The following is a 21,220-nucleotide window of genomic DNA, read 5'->3' on the forward strand; positions in this document are numbered from 1 at the left end:
CGTTTGTCCCCTAGACGCGGGAACACGGGTGGCACTGAACCGCTGTCACGAAAGATTCATGGGCCGGCCAAGCGCCGCCCGGGCGCGTGCTCAGCTGAGCAGCACCCATCCCCCCGGGAGATGCGTGGCGTGGGCGCCATACGCGTCCTGGATGAGGGTCGTCACGTCGGCCATCTGGGCGAGGGTGAAACGCGCATGCACGCGACGCTCGGCAAGGGCACGATCGGTAATCACGATGCGCCCGGGCCGGTAGCGGTTGATGTCGGCGACCACGTCGGCCAGCCGCTGGTTGTCGTAGATGAGCACACGACGGCGCCACGCCAGTGCGGTATCCGGATTCACCGCGACCGGTGCGGACAGGCCGTTCGCATCCACGTCCACCTGCTGCGACGGCTTGACCCGCGTCGTCGTCGATGCCCAGGTCAGTTCGGTCTGCCCGTCCAGGCAGGTGACGCTGGTCGCCGCGTCGTGGCAGCGCAAGGCGAACGCACTGCCCGGCGCCGAGGCCAGGGTGGCATCGGCCACCTGCACCACGAACGGCGCACGGCGGCTCGGGTCGACGTGGACTACCGCCTCACCCGAGCGCAGCCGCATGCCGGTGACCCGCCGCCCGTCGGTAAGCAGGTGGATGTCGCTGGCCGTGTTCATTTCCACCCGGATGCCCGGCGCCACGTCGACCCGGCGCTGCTCGCCCACCGCGGTGTGCAGGGTCGAGGCATCGGCGGTGGCGATCAGGTCGAGCCCATGACGTCCGATGAGGACGGCGGCCACCGACGCGGCGACGGCCGCGGTGAGGAAACGCCTTCGGTCCATGCGCAGGCCGTGGCGCGGGGCGACCCGATCCCCGCGTGACGCGCCCGCGCGGTGTTCGGCGATCGCCGGCCCCAGGTGCTCCCACAGGCGCCGCGTGCGTGCGAAGGCCTCCGCATGCCGTTCGTCGGCCATGCACCAGCGCCGGAACGCCTCACCGTCCTCGCGGGTCGCCGTGCCCGAGGTGAGGTGGAGCAGCCAGGCGTGTGCCTCGCGGTCGCTGCGTTGCAGGAGAAGGGTGTCCATATCGGTCAAGACGATTCGCCCGCACCGGGACCGAACCGCTGGAACGATTTTCGTCCCACTTTTGTGGCGCAGGTCTCAAGCGCCTTCTTCAGTTCCTTGCCCACCATGCGCACGGATATGCCATGCCGCGCGGCGATGTCTGCCTGGGGTTGTTCGTCGACACGGGCCGCGATGAGGATGTCGCGCTGGCGACGGGTCAACGTGTCCAGTGCCTCGGACAGCGCCAGCACCTCCTGCCGCGACGACAGCACCGCGGAGGGGTCCAGGCCATCGTGGACGCCGTTGATCAGGTCGTCCACCTCGTCACCCGTGAGCAGGCGCCCCGACGCACGATGATGATCGGCCGCCATGTTGAGGGCCATGCGGAAGAGGTAGCCGGTGGGATGCCGGGCACGTTCCTCGCTCGGGTCGAGCCGGCGCACGCGCAGGTAGGTTTCCTGCAGCACGTCGTCGACCAGGTCGTCCGAGCGCAGTCGGCGACGCAGGCGACGGCGGAAGTCCTCGTAATTGTCGAGGAACAGGCCGAGCATCGACGTATCCACGGTCAATCCTCCCCCGCGCGGACGCCGCGGCAGGGATCGCTCGACGCGGGGGAAGGCACGAGCAGCACGGTCACCGGGCTCATGCCGGACAACCGGGGCGGTAGACGCACCGAGCGCACCGCGGCCAGTACCCGGCGATCTCGCGCGGGATCGTCGGAAGGCGCGAGCGCGGATGCCCGTTCCACGGTGCCCGAGCCGTCGATCCACAGCTGCAAGGCGAGGCGAAAGCCACCCGGGCGGGTGTCCTGCCTTGCGCACAAGGCCTGGGCGATGCTCGCCTGGATCAGGAAGGCATCGCCCTGGCCGAGCGAGGGCGAGCCGTCCCGTGCCATCGCGGGCGCATCGGGCACGCCAGGCGTCGGGGCTGTCGCGTCGGCGGTCACGGTGAAGGCATTCGTCGATGAGAAACGTGCACCCAGGCCGGTTCCGAGCAGGAGGATACGTAACGCATCGTGCGGGCTCGCCGTCCCGTGCACACCCCGACTGAGGCGGCCCGCGACCAGCGCGTCGTCGAACAGCACGGCAATGCCGCTCTGTTCGCCGAAGGCGCGCAGGGCACTGGCGAGGGACTGTTCGTCGATGTCGAAGCGCGCTGACGCATGCGTTTCTGCCGTCCCCTGGGGTGATTCGGACGGCCTGCCCGCCTGCGCGACCGCACCGGACGACGCGAGCAGGACCATGCACGCGACGAGCGCGAAAACGCTGCGTGCCACGGTCATTCCTCGCGCTCTGGCGGACGGGACGGAAGCTCGTCTTCGGGCCGAAGGCTAGGCGCGCGGAATGACAGTCAGGCTCTGTTTCGATGACAGGCTCGATGACACGACCATGACAGCGGGGGAATGACGTTTACCCGCGAGAACTTGCGTGTTATCCATCACCGGATATCGCGGGGAAGAGAACGATGCATATTCGGCAAGGTGGACTGAAAGGCGTCGCAGCGAACGCCTCGAAGCGATGTGTTGTTGCCATCGCGTTGTGCATCGCTGCGCTGGACGGCGGCTGGTGCAGCGCACAGACCGTGGCCGACCACGGGGCGGTCGTCACGTTGCCCGGCGTCAATGCGTCAGCCGATGCTCCGGGTTGCGCCGAGGCCAACGGCGCGGGCATCGCGGCGCTTTCGTTCGAGTGCCTGAACCGCGCTGTCGCCCCCACGAACACGCCCGCCCTACCGGTGCAGCAAGGTACCGACGTCGGCCATCGCGCCACCAACCAGCTGGGCCTCTACAACGCCGCCGCCCTGGGACACCGCATGGGACCGAACCTCGGAACCTCGGTGCAACCCTACCGGCCGCGGCTTGCCTACCCTACCCCGCTGGTGCCCGCGCACTAGCGCAGCGCGGGACTATCCATGGTGCCTCTACGGATGCAGAGGCACGGTCACCGTCGGCTCGCCGTTACCGGTCCGGGTCGTTCCCGACGTGGGCGTATCACTCCGATACGGGCGCAGCGATTCGAACTTGCGCTGGTATTCGTCCGTCACCTGCTTGGCTTCGTCGCCATTGGTGATGACGCGCGGCGTGATCAGCACGATCAGCTCGGTGCGGTTGCGGCTGCGCGTGGTGGAGCCAAACAGACGGCCGAAGACGGGAATGCGATTCAGGCCGGGAATGCCGGTGTCGGTCACGCCCTCGTCCTGCTTGATCAGGCCACCCAGCAACACCGTCTGCCCGCTCTGTACGGCCACCTGGGTGGCCACCTCGCGCTGCTGGATCGGGAAGTTGCCCGTGGCGGTGTCCTTCTGGCCGGGCGCGCTCACCACCTGGTTGATGTTGAGGTACACCAGGCCACCGGGATTCACGCGCGGACGCACGTTGAGGATCACGCCGGTGTCCTTGTACTCCAGCTGTCCGATGGTGTTGTCCGAATTGGCGTTGGTGTTGATGTAGGTCTGCGTGATGGGAATCTGGTCGCCGACCTGGATATGCGCCTTCTGGTTGTTCAGCACCACCAGCGACGGCGCGGAAAGCGTCTTGGTGTTGCCGCTGGTTTCCATCGCACGAAGCGCCACGGAGATATTGTTGTTGACGAAGGAGTAGAAGAAACTCTCGCCGCCGTAGCTGGCGCCACCGTTGCCCAGCGCCCACTGCTGCTTGTTGCCCGGCTGCGTCGGCTGGCCGTTGGTCGACCCGACCAGGCCTTCCAGGTACCACTGCACGCCGAACTGGAACTCGCCGGTCAGCGCCACCTCGAGGATGCGCGTCTCGATCTGCACCTGCAGCGGCACCGCGTCCAGGCGCTTGATCGCCTGCTCGATCTCGGCCCACTGGGCCGGACGGCAACGGACCATCAGCTGGTTGTTCGAATCCACCGACGTGATGCGCACGCCTTCGTCCGTGGTGATCGGTCCGTTGCGCTGGCGGCGCGACGAGGTGTTGTCGTCGTCGCCGAGGCCGCTGCCGCCGCCCGAACCCATCGAACTGCCGCCGCCGAAGCTGGAACCGCCATTCGATCCGTACGAGCCGCCGCCCAGGCCGCCGGTGGTATTGATCAGGCCCGACGAGCCCGACGACGAACCCGAGCTGTTGCCGAACGAGCCGGTGTTGCTGCCCAGGCCCGAGCCGCCGCGGTTGCCCAGGTCGTTATCTCCGCCGCCCAGCGAGCCGGAGGTCAGGCCGGGGCCTACCTTGCCGCCGCGGTCGCTCGAACCGCCGCCACCGGAGCCGCCGCCGTAGATGTCGGAGAGGTAATCGGCCAGGTCGGAGGCCTGCACGTTGCGCACGTCGTAGACGTACAGCTGCGGCTCGTTACCGCCGCCATGGTCGATGCGGTCGATCCAGCTGCGGACTTCCTCGAGGTACGCCGGCTGCGGGCTGATCACCACCAGCGAGTTGGTCCGTTCGATCGGGATGAAGCGCAGCAGGCCGGCCATGGGCGTATTGCCCTTGTCGCCGAACAGCTTGTCGAGCATGGGCGTGAGGTCCTTGACCTCCGCGCGTTGCAGGCTGAACACGCCCACCGACATGCCACGCAGCCAGTCCACGTCGAACGTGGCCACGGTGCGCTGATAGTTGTCCAGCTCGGAAGGCGTGCCGGCCATGACGATGACATTGCGCGTCGGATCGGCCAGCAACGTGGCGTCCGGCCGCGCGAACGGCTTGATCAGCTTCTGCATCTCGGTGGCCGAGATGTAGTGCAGCGGGAACAGCCGCGCCTGCAGGCCGCCGGCCGGCGCATTGGCGCCCAGGCTGGGGACGAGGTTTCCCGCCACGGCATCCTTCGCCGGCACCACCACGTAGCGGCCGTTGCTGTGCACCAGCGCGTTGTTGGTCCAGGACAGCAGCGTTTCCAGGATCGGCAGGGCCTGCTCGGCCGTCACCGGCTGCGAGGTCGAGAAGGACACGTTGCCCTGCACGCCCGGGGTGATCGAGTAGTTCTCGTGCAGCAGGTCGCCCAGGATGGCCTTGACCACCGCCTCGACCGGCTGGTTTTCGAAATTGAAGGTCACCGTGCCGGTGCCCGCCGCGACCGGCCGGGGCTTGGCCAGACCCACGGGGCGGACGAACTGGCCGGTGCCGGTGGTGATCTGCGGCTGGGTGGTCGCCGACGAGGAAGGGTTGGTCGACGGGGCAATGCGCGGCCGGGGGGCAGGCAGTTCCGTACCGGCCATGGCTTCGCGCTGCAACGATCCATCGTCACGCGGTTGCGGCAGCGACTGGCATCCGGCAAGTGCGACCGCGAGCGCCGTGGCGCCGATCAGGGGACTTTTGAGCATGGAACAACGTACTCCCTCGTTGGACGCGGCACGATACACCGACCCCTGGTGTTCGCCTATTTCGCTAACTCTAAAGGGAGCCTCACACAAAGCGCCAGCCTTACGCGCCGTTGCGGCATCCCCGGGCGGCCCTCGGCTATGATGGCCGGCGAACCGGCGGCGGGTCCGACCGGATGGACTGGACACGCATGAACCAGGTGAAGTCGCCTTCCCGCGACAAACGCGTCGCCACCGCCGACGAGGCGCTGGCCGGCCTCGTGGCCGATGGACAGATCATCGCCGTGGGGGGCTTCGGGCTCTGCGGCATCCCCGAACTGCTGATCCAGGCGCTGCGCGATTCCGGGGTCAAGGGCCTCACCGCCGTGTCCAACAACGCGGGCATCGACGGCGTCGGCCTGGGCCTGCTGCTGGAAACCCGCCAGATCCGCAAGATGGTCTCGTCCTACGTGGGCGAGAACAAGGAATTCGAGCGCCAGTACCTCGCCGGCGAGCTGGAGGTCGATTTCACGCCGCAGGGCACGCTGGCCGAGAAGCTGCGCGCCGGCGGCGCGGGCATCCCCGCCTTCTTCACCCGCACCGGTTACGGCACGCAGGTCGCCGAGGGCAAGGAAACCCGCGAGTTCGACGGCCACATGTACGTGATGGAGCGATCCATCGTGGCCGACGTGGCCCTGGTCAAGGCGTGGAAGGCCGACCCCTCGGGCAACCTGGTCTATCGCAAGACCGCGCGCAACTTCAATCCGATGGCCGCCACGGCGGGCAAGGTATGCGTCGCCGAGGTGGAGATCATGGTCGAGGTGGGCGAGCTGGACCCGGACCAGATCCACACGCCCGGCATCTACGTCGATCGCATCGTGCACAATCCCGCGCCGTCCAAGCGCATCGAACAGCGCACCGTGCGCGCCTGAGGAGAACACCATGGCCTGGACCCGTGAACAGATGGCGCAACGCGCCGCCCTGGAGCTCTCCGACGGCGATTACGTCAACCTCGGCATCGGCTTGCCTACGCTCGTGGCCAACCACCTGCCCGAGGGCGTGGACGTGTGGCTGCAGTCCGAGAACGGCCTGCTCGGCATCGGCCCGTTCCCCACCGAGGACGAAGTGGACGCCGACCTCATCAACGCCGGCAAGCAGACCGTCACCGCCCGCCAAGGCGCGTCGTTCTTCTCCAGCGCCGATTCCTTCGCCATGATCCGCGGCGGCCACGTGGACATTTCCATCCTCGGCGCCATGCAGGTCACCGCCGGCGGCGACATCGCCAACTGGATGGTGCCCGGCAAGATGGTCAAGGGCATGGGCGGCGCGATGGACCTCGTGGCCGGCGTCAAACGCGTAGTCGTGGTCATGGAGCACACCGCGAAGGACGGCACGCCGAAGATCCTGACCGAATGCAGCCTGCCCCTCACCGGCAAGGGCGTGGTCGACCGCATCATCACCGACCTGGCCGTGTTCGATGTCACGCCCCAGGGCCTGGTGCTGATCGAGATGGCCCCGAACGTGGACGAGGCGCACCTGCGCGCCAGCACCGCCTGCGATTTTGCACGGGCCGGCTGACGGGCCGTGAGGCGTGATGGGCGGTGAGGGGGATCGCGCACGTGCGTGCGCTCCTACACACACCAGGTTGTCACGTCGTCGCGTTCCCGCCGTAGGAGCGCACGATGTGCGCGATTCCGCCGTGCGCACAATGACCGGACACCGGAAATAAAGTCGCCCCGGAGCAAACGCCTCGGTATGGGCCTCGGGGGGGGAGGTAGGCCAGATACCGGTAGTTAGCGTCGCTGCGGGGCGAGGGACCTGCCGACCCAGGGGGAGGGTTGGTGGCAGGTCGAGGCGAAGCATAGATTTCCTAGGAAATTCTCGCCAATATATATTTCAGCGATCACTTATACGAAATGCGACTATGTTCGATCTTCGGCAATTGCGCTACTTCGTTGAAGTGGCCGAAACCCTCAGCTTCACCCAAGCCGCGCAACGACTGCATATCTCGCAGCCGCCGCTGTCGCAGCAGATCCAGTCGCTGGAAGCGGACCTGGGCGTTCGCCTGCTCGACCGGAATCGGCGGCGTGTGGCGCTGACCGAGCCGGGGCGGCTGTTCCTCATCGAGGCCAAGGCGATCCTGGCCCGTGCCGAAAGCGCGCGTACCGTGGTCAGCGAGGCGGCCGCAGGGTTCACGGGCCAGCTGAAGCTGGCCTATGCCGTTTCCGTCTCCTTCCACCCCGCCCTGCCCGAGACCCTGCTGCGGTTTTCCCATGAGGCGCCCAACGTCAGCCTGCACCTCGGCGAGATGCTGACCGGCGCGCAATACGATGCGCTGCTCAGCGGACAGATCGACGTCGGCCTGCTGCGCGCGCACCCCGAAGGCGTGGCCAACGCGCGCCAGCTGAACGTCGAGACGATCGACCACGAGCCGCTGGTGATCGCCCTGCCCGTCGATCATCGCCTCGCCCGGCGGGACGCGGTACGCATGGAGGAACTGGCCACGGAGCGATGGGTAGCCCCGCCGAGGGCGCACGCCGCGACCCTGATCGACCGGCTCAGCCTGCTGGCCGACAAGGCACGCTTCCGTCCCAATATCCGCCAGGAAGCCCAGCAGATCCCGTCCCTGCTGCCGCTGGTGGCCGCGGGCCTGGGCCTCGCGCTGGTGCCCGCGTCGCTGCGGGCGGTGCACCTGGACGGGGTCGCTTTCGTCCGCGTGGACGATCCGGAAGCCTACCTGTTGCTTGCGGTGGCCTCGCGCGTGGACAATACCTCGCCCGTGCTGGACAGTTTCCTGCGTACGGTCCGCCAGGCGCGCGTCAAGCTCGGTCTTGCCTGAAAAGCGAATCTTTCCCAGCGCTTGCGTAACGGGAGGCGGATGGCTACAATTCCGTTTTTCCTTGTCCTTAAAGTTTCAGGAGCTGGCCGTGAAGGTGCTTTCCTCTTTGAAGTCCGCGAAGTCGCGTCACCGTGACTGCAAAGTCGTACGCCGTCGCGGCAAAGTGTTCGTGATCTGCAAGAGCAACCCGCGTTTCAAGGCTCGTCAGCGCTAATCGGCTGCGACGGGTTCAGAAAAAAGACCGCGAAAGCGGTCTTTTTTTTTGTTCGTTACACCCTCGCGCGCCGTTGGGGGTAAGGCATCGATCGCTTTTGTCGCGGTGAGGGTTCGCGCACGTGCGTGCGCTCCTACACCTGCCGGAATCGCCACGTTTCAGAATCGTCACGTTTCGGAATCGCCACGGGCCGGGATCGCCGCGCTTCTGTAGGAGCCCACGATGTGGGCGATCTAATGCACCTGCCGGAATCGCGGCACCCCTGTAGGAGCCCACGATGTGGGCGATTTACGCCCCCTACCCGGCTTACGCCCCAGACTCGGTGAGATACGGCGAATCGGGAATGTCGCCGGTGTCGCCCATGAAGACGCCGTTGCGGCCGGCGCGCTTGGCGCGATAAAGGGCGGCGTCGGCAACCACCAGCAGGCGGTGCAGTTCGTAGCCGCATTGCAGCGTGCTGCCTACGCCGAAGCTGGCGGTGACATGCAGTTCCGGGTGCGATGGCGTGGCCGAGGTGGCGGCGATGGACAGGCGCAGCTGTTCGGCACGGGCGCGCGCCTGGGCGGGGCTGCAGTCCGGCAGCAACACGGCGAACTCCTCGCCCCCCAGCCGCCCGAACACGTCGCACGCGTGCAACGAGCGACGGCACACGTTCACGGCGCGCTTGAGCACCTCGTCGCCCACGGCGTGGCCGAAGGTGTCGTTGACGTTCTTGAAGTGGTCCAGGTCGAACAGGATGAGGCATAGCCCGCGATCGGACCGCGCGCCGTAAGCCAGCACGCGCTCGGCCTGCTCGACGAAGTGCTCGCGGTTGCAGATGCCGGTGAGCCCGTCGCGGCGCGCCAGCTTCATGAAGCGCAGCTGCGAACGCCGCAGCCACAGCAGCAGCCAGACGATGGCCACCAGGGCCAGTCCGAGAATGAAGATATACAAGCGGCCGGTCTCGACCTGCTTGCGGTCCAGCGCGCCGCTCAGGCGCAGGATCTCGTTCTGCTTGTTCAGTGTGTCGACTTCCGCCTTGCGGGCCAGCAGCTGCTGGTCGACGATCTGGAAGGCCAGGCTGCGGGCGCCGATGTCGTCCAGATAGGCCTTGTCCGCCGCCATGTACTGCTCGTGGTACGCCAGCGCCTGCGGCGCGTGCCCCAGCCGCTCCTCGACCTGGTACAGCACCAGGTAACCCGTGCGCCGCGGATCGGTGAACTCGTCGTGGATGGCCCCGGCGACCGCCAGCAGACCGAAACGCCGCGCATTGGCCAGATCGCCCAGGGCGAGATAGGCGCGGGCCAGGTACGCATCGAACTCGCTCAGCAACTGCGGGTAATCCAGCGCGCGCAGGTTGTCGCGATGCGCGATCAGCAGCGCCACCGCATCGGCGGCGCGGCCGTGGTCGAGATAGAACGCCGCGATATCCGCGCGCATGCTCTCGGCGAAGACGTCCTCATGCCGGGCCATGCAGGTCTCGATGGCCTGCTCGAACACCGGCTCGATGGACGACAGCCGATTGGCTTCGCGCCGCGCCCGCAACAGGTGCTGGGCGCCCTTGCAGATCGTCTCGCCCGGTGGCGGCTGCGCCATCATCTCGCGGGCATACGCCTCGGCCTGGTCGAACTGGCCCGCCGTGCTGAGCAGCTGAGACGCTTCGCCCAGTGCCTGGAAACGCGCCTTGCGATCACGCACGGAAGGCAGCAGCTCCTGCAGTTCGGCCAGCCGCTGGAAGGCTTCCTGGTAGCGGTGCCCGACGCCGAGAAGATTGATCAGGGTGGCGAGTGCCCGCACGCGCAGCACCGAGTTCACCGAGGGATCGATGACCTTTTCCAGCTCGCCGCGGCCGGTGTCGTAATCGCCCAGCCAGGTGGCGCGCCACCCGCGCAGGAAATGGAGCATGGCGCGCTGGTCGGTATCCAGCCGCGGCTCCATCGGCGTCATGGCGTCGACCAGCCGCGAATAACGGGCGAAGTCGGTGATCTTCAGCGCGTCGGCTTCGCGCAGCGTGGCGTCGACAGCGGCCGGCGATATCGCTTCGCCCGCGCCGGTGGCGGTGGTCGCTGCCTGGCCTGCCCCCGCAGCGGACGCCGCTGCGCACGCCGCGGTGGCAGCCATGCCGAGTACGAACAGGGCCGCGATCCAGCGCTGGCCGAACGCGCGCACCGGGTCAGGACAACGGGTCGGGGTGGACCAGAGGGGAACGACGAGGTTTGCCTTCACCCTCGTCGTCGTCCTCGTCGTCCTCGTCATCGAGGGGCCGGTCTTCCTCGTGATCGGGGTGCACCGGCATCTGGCTGGAAAACCAGATGCCCTGCCCGTCCATGACCGCCCGCAAGGCTTCCGCGTCGCGTGCCACCAGGGGCGCGCGAACGACATCCTCGATATCGTGATCCCCCAGGGCCTTCGCCAGCGATTCCGCCGACGCGTACCTCAGCGACGCATCGCCCCCGACGCGCGCCAGCCAGTCCACTACAGTGCCCATCTTCGTCCCTTGGGCGCAGAGGCCGTACCCCTGGCCGATGTCGTGCCTCCCCTCGAGGCGCCGTGGGCGGATCATATCCGCAAGGGCTTTCGGGTTGAAGTAGGCCAACTGGCCGGTATGCATCGCCCTGTCCCTGCGTTACAGCAGGGCCGCGGCTTTCTGCAGGGCGATCCACACACCGATCAGGAACGGAATACCGACCGCCAGCCAGGCCAGCACGCCCGTCATGCCGAAGGGGCCACGCGCGGCCGCCGATACGCTCGCGTCGGTGGTGTGGACTTCGTGCTGCAAGGCGCGTTCGCGTTGCAGCTCGGCGTCGGTCATGTGCAGGCGCGGATCGACGGGGCGCACCAGCAGGTTGCAGACCAGCCCCACCAGCAACAGGCCGGCCAGCAGGTACAGGGTGCGGTCGTAGACCAGGTTCTTTGCCACGCCCGCGCCCAGCTGGGCCTCGCGGATGCCGGCGATCAGCACCGGACCGGCGACGCCCGCCACCGACCACGCGGTCAGCAGGCGCCCGTGGATGGCACCGACCATCTGCGTGCCGAAGATGTCGGCCAGGTACGCGGGCACCGTGGCGAACCCACCGCCGTACATCGAAAGGATCAGGCAGACGGTCAGCACGAACAGCGCCGCCAGCCCCATGTGACCCAGGCTCGGCAGCAGGCAGTACAGGACGATACCGAGCAGGAAGAACACGGTGTAGGTGGTCCTGCGGCCAAGGATGTCCGATGCCGAGGCCCAGGCCAGTCGGCCCAGCGAGTTGAACAGGCTGATCAGGCCGACCAGACCGGCCGCGGCGGCGGCGATCGACGCCTTCTGCACCGTGCTGAACGCGACATCCGATCCGACGCCGAGCAGGCGGCCACCGAACACGTCCTGCAGCATCGGGCTGGCCATGGACAGCACGCCGATGCCGGCGGTGACGTTCATGCACAGCACGCCCCAGATCAGCCAGAACTGCGGCGTCTTCCACGCGCGATCGAGATGGACATGACCCTGCGAAATCATCGCGGCCTTCGTTGCGACCGGCTGGTAACCGACCGGTTTCCACCCGCTGGGGGTCACGCGGAAACCGAAGGCACCCAGCGACATCACCACGAAATACAGCACGCCCATGACGATGAGCGTCCGCGACACACCGGCGATGTCCCCGTCCCGGAACACGTCCATCAGCTTGACTGCGACAGGCGCACCGATCATCGCGCCGCCGCCGTAGCCCATGATGGCGAAGCCGGTGGCCAGTCCGCGCCGGTCCGGAAACCACTTGATCAACGTCGATACCGGCGTGATGTAGCCGAGCCCCTGCCCGACACCGCCCAGCAGGCCACAGCCGAGGTAGACCAGCCACAGCTGGTGGATGGCGACGCCGATGCCGCCCAGCACCAGGCCACCGCCCCAGCAGCATGCGGCGATGAAGCCCGCCTTGCGCGGGCCGGCATGTTCCAGCCAGCCGCCCCAGATCGCCGCCGCCAGGCCGAGCATGGCGATGAAGGTCTCGAAGATGTGGTTGACCGAAGGCACCGTCCAGTTGCAGGTGGTCGTGGTCAGCTGGTCGAGGAAACCCTGGCTCGCGCACAGGGCGGCGTCGGCGCCGGGTACCAGCTTCGTCATCGGCAGCCAGAACACGGAAAAACCGTAGGCCATGCCGATGCACAGGTGAATGGCCAGTGCCGCGGGGGGCACCAGCCAGCGATTGAATCCCGGACCCGCGATCGTGCGTTCCCGTGCCAGCAAGCCTGCCGCCATGTGATGTCCCCCTGCCTGTGAAAATCGTCGTGCCCCGGATCGCATCTTAGGCAGGTTGACGGGCAATGCCACCCTACGTTGGTATGACGGCGCGCGTTGACGTATCGATGTGCGGTCGCAATAATCTGCGGTTCATCCGGGCCAGCCAGATCGCCACGCCCTCCCCTCTCGTGAGGACCTCTGGTGCCCCTCTCTTCCCGGCTGCTCGCTGCCGCCCCGTTTCTCGTCCCGTCGCTTGCCCTGGCCGACGACGCCCGCCCGCCGCAGACGCTCGACAAGGTCGTGGTCACCGCCTCGCGCACCGACCAGGACGCCCACACGGCACCGCAGACCGTCGTGGTGATCGACCGCGAAGCCATCGAACAACAACTGCGGCTCAGCAGTAACACCTCCGATGTGCTGTCGAACCTGATTCCTTCGTATACCCCAAGCCGCGGCAAGATGAACGGCAGTGGCGAGACCTTGCGGGGACGGACGCCACTGATCCTCGTCGACGGCATTCCGCAGTCCAACCCGCTGCGCCCTACCGGTCGCGAAGCACACACCATCGATTACGCGATGGTGGAGCGCATCGAGGTGATCCAGGGTGCGAACGCCATGAACGGCCTGGGTGCCACGGGCGGCACGATCAACCTGATCACGCGTCGTCCGGAACCCGGCGCCGTGAACCAGCACCTGGGCGTGCAGACGACCCTCCCGACAAGCGGCGCCAACAGCGAAACGGCCGGTTACCGCGCGGACTACCGCATCAGCGGCAACCGCGGTCGCTGGGATTACCTGCTGGGTGCCGGGTACGAGGACCAGGGCTTGTGGCGCGACGGCAACGGCAAGGCCATCGGCACCGACGTGACGCAAGGCGACCTCATGGCCACGCGCGCCTACGACCTGCACGCGAAGCTCGGTTACTGGATCGACGACAACCAGGAACTGCAATTCAGCACCAACCGCTACCGCATCACGTCCAAGGCCGAGTACGTCACGGTGCCGGGCGATCGCGACGCCGGCGTTCCCACGACGTCCGCGCGCGGCACCCCGCCAGGCACGCCGCCGCGGAACGACGTCTGGACGACCGGACTCAGCTACACCCATCACGACCTGGCCGGCATGGAACTGAAGGCCATGGTCTTCAACCAGCGATTCGAAGGCCTGTTCGGCGCCGACAACTCGTCGACCTTCCAGGATCCACGCATCGCACCGATAGGCACGCTGTACGACCAGTCGCGCTCCGTGGCGTCGAAATGGGGATCGAAGACCAGCCTGGGTCGGGACGACCTGTTCGACGACCACCTGAAGCTGACCGCCGGCATCGACACGCTGTGGGACAGCGGCAAGCAGGACCTGTACGGCACCGGGCGCACCTATGTACCGGAATCCTCGTTCCGCAGCCTCGCGGGATTCGTCCAGGCCGATGTGAAACTCCTTCCCGCACTGACCCTGCAGGGCGGGTGGCGCCATGAGGACTCCCGGCTGCGCATCGACAGCTACCGGACCCTCTACCGCTACAACCGCGTGAACGTGCAGGGCGGCTCGCTGTCGTTCAAGCAGAACCTGTTCAACGCGGGGCTGGTCTACGCACCAAGCGACACGTTCAACGTGTACACCAGCTACTCCGAAGGCTTCGGCATGCCCGATGTGGGCCGCGTGCTGCGCTCGATCAACACCGTCGGCACCTCGGTGGCCGACCTGCGCGCGCTGCAACCGGTGCTCACCCGCAACACCGAGCTCGGTGCGCGCCTGCGCACGCACGACTGGGAAGCCGATGTCAGCGTGTTCCAGTCACGTTCGGCCTACGGCACGCGCGTGATCGCCGTGGACGGCGCCTTCCAGATGGCGCGCGAGAAGACCGCCATCGAGGGCCTCGATGCCGCGCTGCGCTATCGCGTCGACGACACGCATCGTTTGGGCGTGTCGTATGCCTGGACGCGTGGCCGGTACGACAGCGACGGCGACGGACGCCTGGACGCACGCCTGGATGGCCTCAACATCGCGCCGAACCGGGTCATCGCCACCTGGTCGGCACAGTGGACGCCCCAGCTGTCGACCTTCGTCCAGGGCCAGTACGCGTTCGACCGGCATTTCGATGAAGCCGCCAAGGATTTCAGCGGCTACGCGCTGTTCGACCTGGGCGTGGACTATGCCCTGCCCCGCGGCAGCCTGAACCTCGGCGTGGCCAACCTGTTCGACCGCCAATACATCACCTATTACTCCCAGAGCGCCCTGGTCGAACCGGCCCGCTATTTCGCGGGACGGGGCCGCACCCTCACCGTCGGTTACAGCCTGGATTTCTGACCCGATGTTGAAAAACGTGCTCTTCCAGCTCCACTGGTTCCTGGGCATCACGGCCGGCACGGTGCTCGCGATCATGGGCATCACCGGTGCGACGCTGGCCTTCCAGGACGAGATCCTGCTGAGCATGAATCCGTCGCTCGAGCAGGTCGTCCATCGTCACGAAGCCGGCGAGCACGTGCTGCCCCTCACCGAGATCGTGGCCCGCACAGGCGAAGGCGAGACAGGAGCGTTGCAACGCCTGCGCGTGGACGCCACAGGCGTGCGCGTCTCGATGGCCCGTTACGAAGGCGGCCGGAAGCACTGGCGCTACTTCGATCCGTACACGGGACAACGGCTGGCGGAACTGAAGGGCGAACCGTTCTTCGCGTTCGTGGAGAACCTGCACCGGCGACTGGCCGCGGGCGACACCGGCCGCGCGGTCACCGGCGCATGCGCCGTCACGCTGGTGTTCTTCTGCCTCTCGGGCCTTTACATGCGCTGGCCACGGCGCTGGTGGAGCCTGCGCACCTGGTTCGCCGTAGCGTGGCGTCGCGACGGCCGCAGCTTCCTGTGGAGCCTGCACTCGGTTGTCGGCACCTGGGTGATGGTGGTGTATCTCATGATCGCCCTGACCGGCCTGTGGTGGTCGTACGGCTGGTACCGCACCGCCGTGACCAGCCTGCTGGGGGGCACCCCCGAGCGGGCGGCCGGCGCACCGAAGCAGCGCTTCGGCACCCTCGACCTCGCACGCCTGCAGGCCGGCCTGTCACAGGCCGTGCCCGGGCTCGACAGCGGCTACCTGGACCTGCGTCTGCCCGGGAAACCGGGCCAGTCAGCGAGTGCGCGCGTGCAGGTGGGCGAAGGCCCGCATGACCGCGCCTACGACAGCCTGGCGCTGGACCCGGCCACGGGCGCCGTGCTCTCGCAGGAGAGGTACGCGGACATGCCTGCGGGCCGCAAGGCGCTGGCGAGCGTCTTCGCGCTGCACTCCGGCAGCTTCTTCGGCCTGCCCGGCCGCGTGGTCGTCATGGTTTCGGCGGGCGGCATGTCGCTGTTCTTCGTGACGGGCTGGATGCTTTACCTGGATCGACGGCGGAAGAAACGGGAAGCGCGCGCGTCGCGCCTGCAACTTTCACCCGTCGCCCATCCCGACCTCGCTGATGGACGTCCGTGGCTGATCGCCTTCGCCAGCCAGAGCGGCTTCGCCGAACAGCTGGCCTGGCGTACCGCCGGACAACTGCAGGCGGCGGGCCTGCCGGTACAGGTGCATCCGGTGGCTCGCGTGGACAGCGGCATGCTCGCGGACGCCCGCCACGCCCTGTTCGTCCTAAGCACCTTCGGCGAGGGTGAGGCGCCGGACGCGGCGCGTGCCTTCGAGCGAAAGACGCTCACCCGCGCCAGCCACCTGCCCGACCTGGCCTATGCGGTGCTCGCGCTCGGCGATCGGCAGTACGCGCAGTTCTGCGGCTTTGCGCGTCGCGTGGAAACCTGGCTTGCGAACATCGGCGCCACGGCCCTTTTCCCCACGGTGGACGTGGACCGTGCCGACCCGCAGGCCCTGGCTACCTGGCAACACCACCTCGCCAGCGTGACCGGCCGTCCCATCGGCGCGCCACGGGTGGAGACGCCCGCCATGCAGGACTGGGTACTCGGCGGGCGGACACGGCTCAATCCCGGCTCGGCCGCCGGCGAGGTATGGAAGGTGAGCCTCCTGCCGCCCGCCGGTGCGCACTGGCGGGCCGGCGATATCCTCGAGGTTCATCCCGGGCACGGGCCTGCACCGCTCCAGGCACCGTCGCTACCCGTGGCTCACGCGCAACCCATGCTGCTCGATGACCCGGCACATCACCCCGCCCATGAGCCACCGCCGATCCGCGAGTATTCCATCGCGTCGATCGCCGCCGACGGCAACGTCGAGCTTGTCGTCCGCCTGACCACGGCGCCGGACGGAGGGCACGGCCTCGGTTCCGGGTGGCTGTGCGTCCACGCCCCAGCCGGCCAGCCCATCAAGGCGCGCGTGCGCCACAACGACAACTTCCACCGCCACGCGCCCGCCGCGCCGATGATCCTGATCGGCAACGGCACGGGCATCGCCGGTCTGCGCAGCCTGCTGCGCGAAGCGAAGGCAGAAGGCTCGCACGGTCACTGGCTGATCTACGGCGAACGTACGCGCCGGCACGACCACCTGTTCGCGGACGAGTTGGACGCGTGGCAAGCGGAGGGGCACCTTGCCCGGATCGACCTCGCCTTCTCCCGCGACCAGGCCGAACGCGTGTATGTCCAGCACAAGCTGCTGGCCGCCAGCGACGAACTCATCGCATGGATGGCGCGCGGCGCGACCCTCTACGTGTGCGGCTCCGTCGTCGGCATGGCATCCGGCGTCGATGCGGCGCTGCGCGGCATCCTGGGTGAGGATGCCGTGGATGACCTGGTGGCCGAGGGGCGTTATCGGCGAGATGTTTATTGAGCCGCTGCGCGGCCGTGAGCCTCGGGCATCCCGTATCGCGCACATCGTGCGCTCCTACAACGCAACGAAACCCGCGTAGGAGCGCACGATGTGCGCGATCAAGATCGCCTCACCCCCCGGTAGGAGCGCACGATGTGCGCGATACCAGCAACGCGATAGGCGCGATGGACGTGCGCCCACACACCCCATCGCCCACATCGTGGGCTCCTACCGGTAGCGGACGCCCTTGATCTCGTAGGTCTTGGTGCCGTTGGGTGCGACGAAATCGAACTCGTCGCCCTCGTTCTTGCCGATAAGGGCGCGCGCGATCGGCGACGACACCGCGATGAGACCCTTCTTGATGTCGGCCTCGATATCGCCAACGATCTGGTAGGTCACTTCCGCGTCGTTGTCCAGGTCGATCAGCTCGACGATGGCGCCGAACACGATGCGTTTGCCGACGGTCAGGCGCTCGGTGTCGATCACTTCCGAGTTCGACAGCGCCGCTTCCAGCTCGTTGATGCGGCCTTCGTTGAAGCCGTGCATTTCGCGCGCCGCGTGGTACTCGGCGTTTTCCTTCAGGTCGCCGTGCGCACGGGCTTCCGCTACGGCCGCGACGATCTCGGGGCGCTTCACGCGCTTGAGGTAGTCCAGCTCGTCACGAAGACGGTCGGCACCGACGGCGGTCATGGGAGGACGGGTGGCGCTCATGCGTTCAGCTCCTTGTGCAGGTCCTGCAGGCTGTTCACTTCACCATTGGCGTGGAAATCCAGCGAATGCACGAGGGCGCGCGCGCCGGCCACGGTGGTGGAGTACGTCACGCGCTGCTGCAGCGCCTCGCGACGGATGGAGAACGAATCCGAAATAGCCTGCTTGCCTTCCGTCGTGTTGACGATATAGACCACTTCGCCGTTCTTGATCAGGTCGACGATATGCGGGCGACCTTCGAGCACCTTGTTGATGCGCTCGCACTTCACGCCGTGGCTTTCGAGGAACGACGCCGTACCGGACGTGGCGACCACGACGTAACCGCGCGCCGTGACATCCTGCGCGATCGGCAGCAGGCGGTCCTTGTCGGCATCGCGCACCGACATGAACACCTTGCCCTTGGGCGGCGCATTGATGCCCGCAGCCTCGTGACCACGCGCGAAGGCGGCGCCGAAGGTGCGGCCCACGCCCATCACTTCACCGGTGGAGCGCATTTCCGGCCCGAGGATCGGGTCGACGTTCTGGAACTTCAGGAACGGGAAGATCGCCTCCTTGACCGAGTAGTACGAGGGGATGATCTCCTTCGTGGCACCCTGGTCGACCAGCGAGCGGCCGGCCATGGCCCGCGCGGCGATCTTGGCCAGCGACATGCCGGTGGCCTTGCAGACGAAGGGCACCGTACGCGAAGCGCGCGGATTCACCTCGAGGATGAACACCTCGTCGCCCTGGATCGCGAACTGCGTGTTCATCAGGCCGATGACCTTGAGCTCGCGCGCCAGTTCGGTGACCTGCCGGCGCATCTCGTCCTGCACTTCCTGCGACAGCGAATACGGCGGCAGCGAGCACGAGGAATCGCCCGAGTGCACGCCCGCTTCCTCGATGTGCTCCATGATGCCGCCGATCAGCACGTTGCCCTCGGCGTCGGCCACGATGTCCACGTCCACTTCCACGGCGTGGTCGAGGAAGCGGTCCAGCAGCACCGGCGATTCGTTGGACACCTGCACGGCCTCACGGATGTAGCGCGAGAGATCCGCATCGGCATAGACGATTTCCATGGCGCGGCCGCCAAGCACGTAGCTCGGGCGGACCACCAGCGGGTAACCGATCTCGCGCGCCAGCGCCAGCGCCTCGTCGGCGTTGCGCGCGGTGCGGTTCGGCGGCTGCTTGAGCTTGAGCTTCTCGATCAGTTTCTGGAAGCGCTCGCGATCCTCGGCCAGGTCGATCGACTCCGCGTTGGTGCCGATCACCGGCACGCCGGCGGCTTCGAGCGCACGCGCCAGCTTCAGCGGGGTCTGCCCGCCGTACTGCACGATCACGCCCTTGGGCTTTTCGAGGTCGACGATCTCCAGCACGTCTTCCAGCGTCAGCGGCTCGAAGTACAGGCGGTCGGAGGTGTCGTAATCGGTGGAGACGGTTTCCGGGTTGCAGTTGACCATGATGGTCTCGAACCCGTCATCGCGCAGCGCCAGCGCCGCGTGCACGCAGCAGTAGTCGAACTCGATGCCCTGGCCGATGCGGTTGGGGCCGCCGCCGAGCACGATGATCTTCTCGCGGTCGGTCGGGTTGGCCTCGCACTCTTCCTCGTACGTGGAGTACATGTACGCGGTGGTGGTGGCGAACTCGGCGGCGCAGGAGTCCACGCGCTTGTACACGGGGCGCACACCCAGCGTGCGACGCACGTGGCGCACGGCGGCTTCGTTGGTGTCGACCAGCTCGGCCAGGCGCGCATCGGAGAAGCCCATGCGCTTGAGCTCGCGCATGCGCGGCTCGTCCAGCGCGGTCAGGCCCTGGCGCTGCACCTCGCCCTCGGTCATCACGATGTCCTCGAACGCGGCGAGGAACCACGGGTCGATGCGGGTCAGCGCGTGCACTTCTTCCAGCGACAGGCCGGCGCGGAAAGCATCGGCGACGTGGAACACACGGTCCGGGCGCGGCTCGCGCAGCTCGCGCTTGAGCGTCAGGAAGCCCTCTTCGCTGCCGATGTCCAGGCCGGTCGGGTTGAGGCCGGTCTTGCCGATCTCCAGGCCGCGCAGGGCTTTCTGCATCGATTCGGTAAAGGTGCGGCCCATCGCCATCACCTCGCCCACCGACTTCATCTGGGTGGTCAGGCGCGCATCCGCGGCCGGGAACTTCTCGAAGGCGAAGCGCGGGATCTTGGTGACCACGTAGTCGATGGACGGCTCGAACGAGGCCGGGGTGAGGCCACCGGTGATGTCGTTCTTCAGTTCGTCCAGCGTGTAGCCGACGGCCAGCTTGGCGGCCACCTTGGCGATCGGGAAGCCGGTGGCCTTGGAGGCCAGCGCCGAGGAACGCGACACGCGCGGGTTCATCTCGATGACGACAACGCGGCCGTCCTCGGCATTGATGCCGAACTGCACGTTGGAACCGCCGGTGTCCACGCCGATCTTGCGCAGCACCGCGATGGAGGCGTTGCGCAGGCGCTGGTATTCCTTGTCCGTGAGGGTCTGCGCCGGCGCGACGGTGATCGAGTCGCCGGTGTGCACGCCCATCGGGTCGAAGTTCTCGATCGAGCACACGATGATGCAGTTGTCCGCCTTGTCGCGGACCACTTCCATCTCGAATTCCTTCCAGCCCAGCACCGATTCCTCGACCAGCACCTCGTGCACGGGCGAGAGCTCGAGGCCGCGACCGACGATCTCGACGAACTCTTCCTTGTTGTACGCGATGCCGCCGCCCGAACCGCCCAGCGTGAAGCTGGGCCGGATGATGGTCGGGAAGCCCACGGTCTGCTGGATCTCCAGCGCCTGTTCCATCGAGCGGGCCACTTCGGCCTTCGGGCATTCCAGGCCGATCTCGGCCATGGCGATGCGGAACAGGTTGCGGTCTTCCGCCATGCGGATGGCTTCGCGCGACGCGCCGATCAGCTCGACGTTGTACTTCTCGAGCACGCCGTGGTCGGCGAGGTCGAGCGCGCAGTTGAGGCCGGTCTGGCCACCCATCGTCGGCAGGATGGCGTCGGGACGCTCCTTGGCGATGATGCGCTCCACCGTCTGCCAGTTGATCGGCTCGATGTAGACCGCGTGGGCCGTATCGGGGTCGGTCATGATCGTGGCGGGGTTGGAGTTGACCAGGACGACGCGGTAGCCCTCTTCCTTCAGCGCCTTGCAGGCCTGGGCACCGGAGTAGTCGAACTCGCAGGCCTGGCCGATGACGATCGGGCCGGCGCCGATGACGAGGATGGTCTTGATGTCTGTGCGCTTGGGCATGGTATCTCTCGCAAAC

The 21,220-nt window shown here is 67.3% G+C and carries 16 protein-coding genes; 7 read left to right on the forward strand and 9 right to left on the reverse strand.

Annotated elements, in window-relative coordinates:
* Positions 1–90: 90 nt before the first annotated feature.
* From ACVKN3_RS08100 to ACVKN3_RS08110, 3 genes are read right to left on the reverse strand one after another with little or no spacing between them, the layout of a single operon-like run.
* Positions 91–1,056, reverse strand: coding sequence for a FecR family protein (locus ACVKN3_RS08100; RefSeq protein WP_354514490.1), 966 nt, complete (start codon positions 1,054–1,056; stop codon positions 91–93).
* Between the two features lie 5 nt (positions 1,057–1,061).
* Entirely contained in the window at positions 1,062–1,598 is a 537-nt protein-coding gene (locus tag ACVKN3_RS08105; RefSeq protein WP_285402260.1) for an RNA polymerase sigma factor, read from the reverse strand.
* Positions 1,599–1,600: 2 nt separating this feature from the next.
* Positions 1,601–2,311 (reverse strand): secretin and TonB N-terminal domain-containing protein, encoded by a 711-nt coding sequence (locus tag ACVKN3_RS08110; RefSeq protein WP_354514488.1) that lies wholly within the window; start codon positions 2,309–2,311, stop codon positions 1,601–1,603.
* Positions 2,312–2,499: 188 nt separating this feature from the next.
* On the opposite strand from ACVKN3_RS08110, the gene ACVKN3_RS08115 reads away from it, so the two are divergent.
* Positions 2,500–2,928, forward strand: coding sequence for a hypothetical protein (locus ACVKN3_RS08115; RefSeq protein ID WP_354514486.1), 429 nt, complete (start codon positions 2,500–2,502; stop codon positions 2,926–2,928).
* Positions 2,929–2,955: 27 nt separating this feature from the next.
* Here ACVKN3_RS08115 and gspD read toward each other — a convergent pair whose 3' ends face one another.
* Positions 2,956–5,310: a type II secretion system secretin GspD gene (gene gspD, locus ACVKN3_RS08120; RefSeq protein WP_354514484.1), complete on the reverse strand. Its 2,355-nt coding sequence runs from the start codon at positions 5,308–5,310 to the stop codon at positions 2,956–2,958.
* A gap of 188 nt (positions 5,311–5,498) precedes the next feature.
* Here gspD and ACVKN3_RS08125 point away from each other — a divergent pair, with 188 nt between their 5' ends.
* The 4 genes from ACVKN3_RS08125 to ykgO all read left to right on the forward strand — a co-directional run bounded on the left by ACVKN3_RS08125 (position 5,499) and on the right by ykgO (position 8,339).
* The gene (locus tag ACVKN3_RS08125; protein ID WP_036142040.1) at positions 5,499–6,218 is read left to right on the forward strand and encodes a CoA transferase subunit A; all 720 of its coding nucleotides are present in this window, start codon (positions 5,499–5,501) and stop codon (positions 6,216–6,218) included.
* 10 nt (positions 6,219–6,228) lie between these two features.
* Positions 6,229–6,864, forward strand: a complete 636-nt coding sequence (locus tag ACVKN3_RS08130; protein ID WP_354514481.1) for a 3-oxoacid CoA-transferase subunit B — start codon at positions 6,229–6,231, stop codon at positions 6,862–6,864.
* Between the two features lie 346 nt (positions 6,865–7,210).
* The gene (locus tag ACVKN3_RS08135) at positions 7,211–8,125 is read left to right on the forward strand and encodes a LysR family transcriptional regulator (RefSeq protein ID WP_354514479.1); all 915 of its coding nucleotides are present in this window, start codon (positions 7,211–7,213) and stop codon (positions 8,123–8,125) included.
* Between the two features lie 88 nt (positions 8,126–8,213).
* Positions 8,214–8,339 (forward strand): type B 50S ribosomal protein L36, encoded by a 126-nt coding sequence (gene ykgO / locus ACVKN3_RS08140; protein WP_029213509.1) that lies wholly within the window; start codon positions 8,214–8,216, stop codon positions 8,337–8,339.
* 306 nt (positions 8,340–8,645) lie between these two features.
* Here the strand turns inward: ykgO and ACVKN3_RS08145 are convergent, their stop codons facing one another.
* From ACVKN3_RS08145 to ACVKN3_RS08155, 3 genes are read right to left on the reverse strand one after another with little or no spacing between them, the layout of a single operon-like run.
* The gene (locus tag ACVKN3_RS08145; RefSeq protein WP_354514476.1) at positions 8,646–10,544 is read right to left on the reverse strand and encodes a tetratricopeptide repeat-containing diguanylate cyclase; all 1,899 of its coding nucleotides are present in this window, start codon (positions 10,542–10,544) and stop codon (positions 8,646–8,648) included.
* Positions 10,492–10,929: a hypothetical protein gene (locus ACVKN3_RS08150; RefSeq protein ID WP_354514474.1), complete on the reverse strand. Its 438-nt coding sequence runs from the start codon at positions 10,927–10,929 to the stop codon at positions 10,492–10,494. Before ACVKN3_RS08150 ends, ACVKN3_RS08145 begins: the two co-directional genes overlap by 53 nt.
* Before the next feature lie 15 nt (positions 10,930–10,944).
* Positions 10,945–12,555, reverse strand: coding sequence for an OFA family MFS transporter (locus tag ACVKN3_RS08155; RefSeq protein WP_354514472.1), 1,611 nt, complete (start codon positions 12,553–12,555; stop codon positions 10,945–10,947).
* A 183-nt stretch (positions 12,556–12,738) separates the two neighbouring features.
* Here ACVKN3_RS08155 and ACVKN3_RS08160 point away from each other — a divergent pair, with 183 nt between their 5' ends.
* Together ACVKN3_RS08160 and ACVKN3_RS08165 are read left to right on the forward strand one after the other, a co-directional pair.
* On the forward strand, positions 12,739–14,844 hold the full coding sequence (locus ACVKN3_RS08160; RefSeq protein ID WP_354514470.1) for a TonB-dependent receptor: 2,106 nt from the start codon (positions 12,739–12,741) through the stop codon (positions 14,842–14,844).
* Positions 14,845–14,848: 4 nt separating this feature from the next.
* Complete coding sequence (locus tag ACVKN3_RS08165; RefSeq protein ID WP_354514468.1) at positions 14,849–17,290, forward strand: sulfite reductase flavoprotein subunit alpha; 2,442 nt, start codon at positions 14,849–14,851, stop codon at positions 17,288–17,290.
* Positions 17,291–17,497: 207 nt separating this feature from the next.
* On the opposite strand, the gene greA is transcribed toward ACVKN3_RS08165, so the two are convergent.
* Both greA and carB read right to left on the reverse strand, forming a co-directional pair.
* Entirely contained in the window at positions 17,498–17,980 is a 483-nt protein-coding gene (gene greA, locus ACVKN3_RS08170) for a transcription elongation factor GreA (RefSeq protein ID WP_285402281.1), read from the reverse strand.
* Positions 17,977–21,204, reverse strand: coding sequence for a carbamoyl-phosphate synthase large subunit (gene carB / locus ACVKN3_RS08175; protein WP_354514466.1), 3,228 nt, complete (start codon positions 21,202–21,204; stop codon positions 17,977–17,979). Before carB ends, greA begins: the two co-directional genes overlap by 4 nt.
* Between the last annotated feature and the right edge of the window lie 16 nt (positions 21,205–21,220).

The sequence above is a fragment of the Luteibacter sp. PvP120 genome (genome assembly GCF_054055715.1).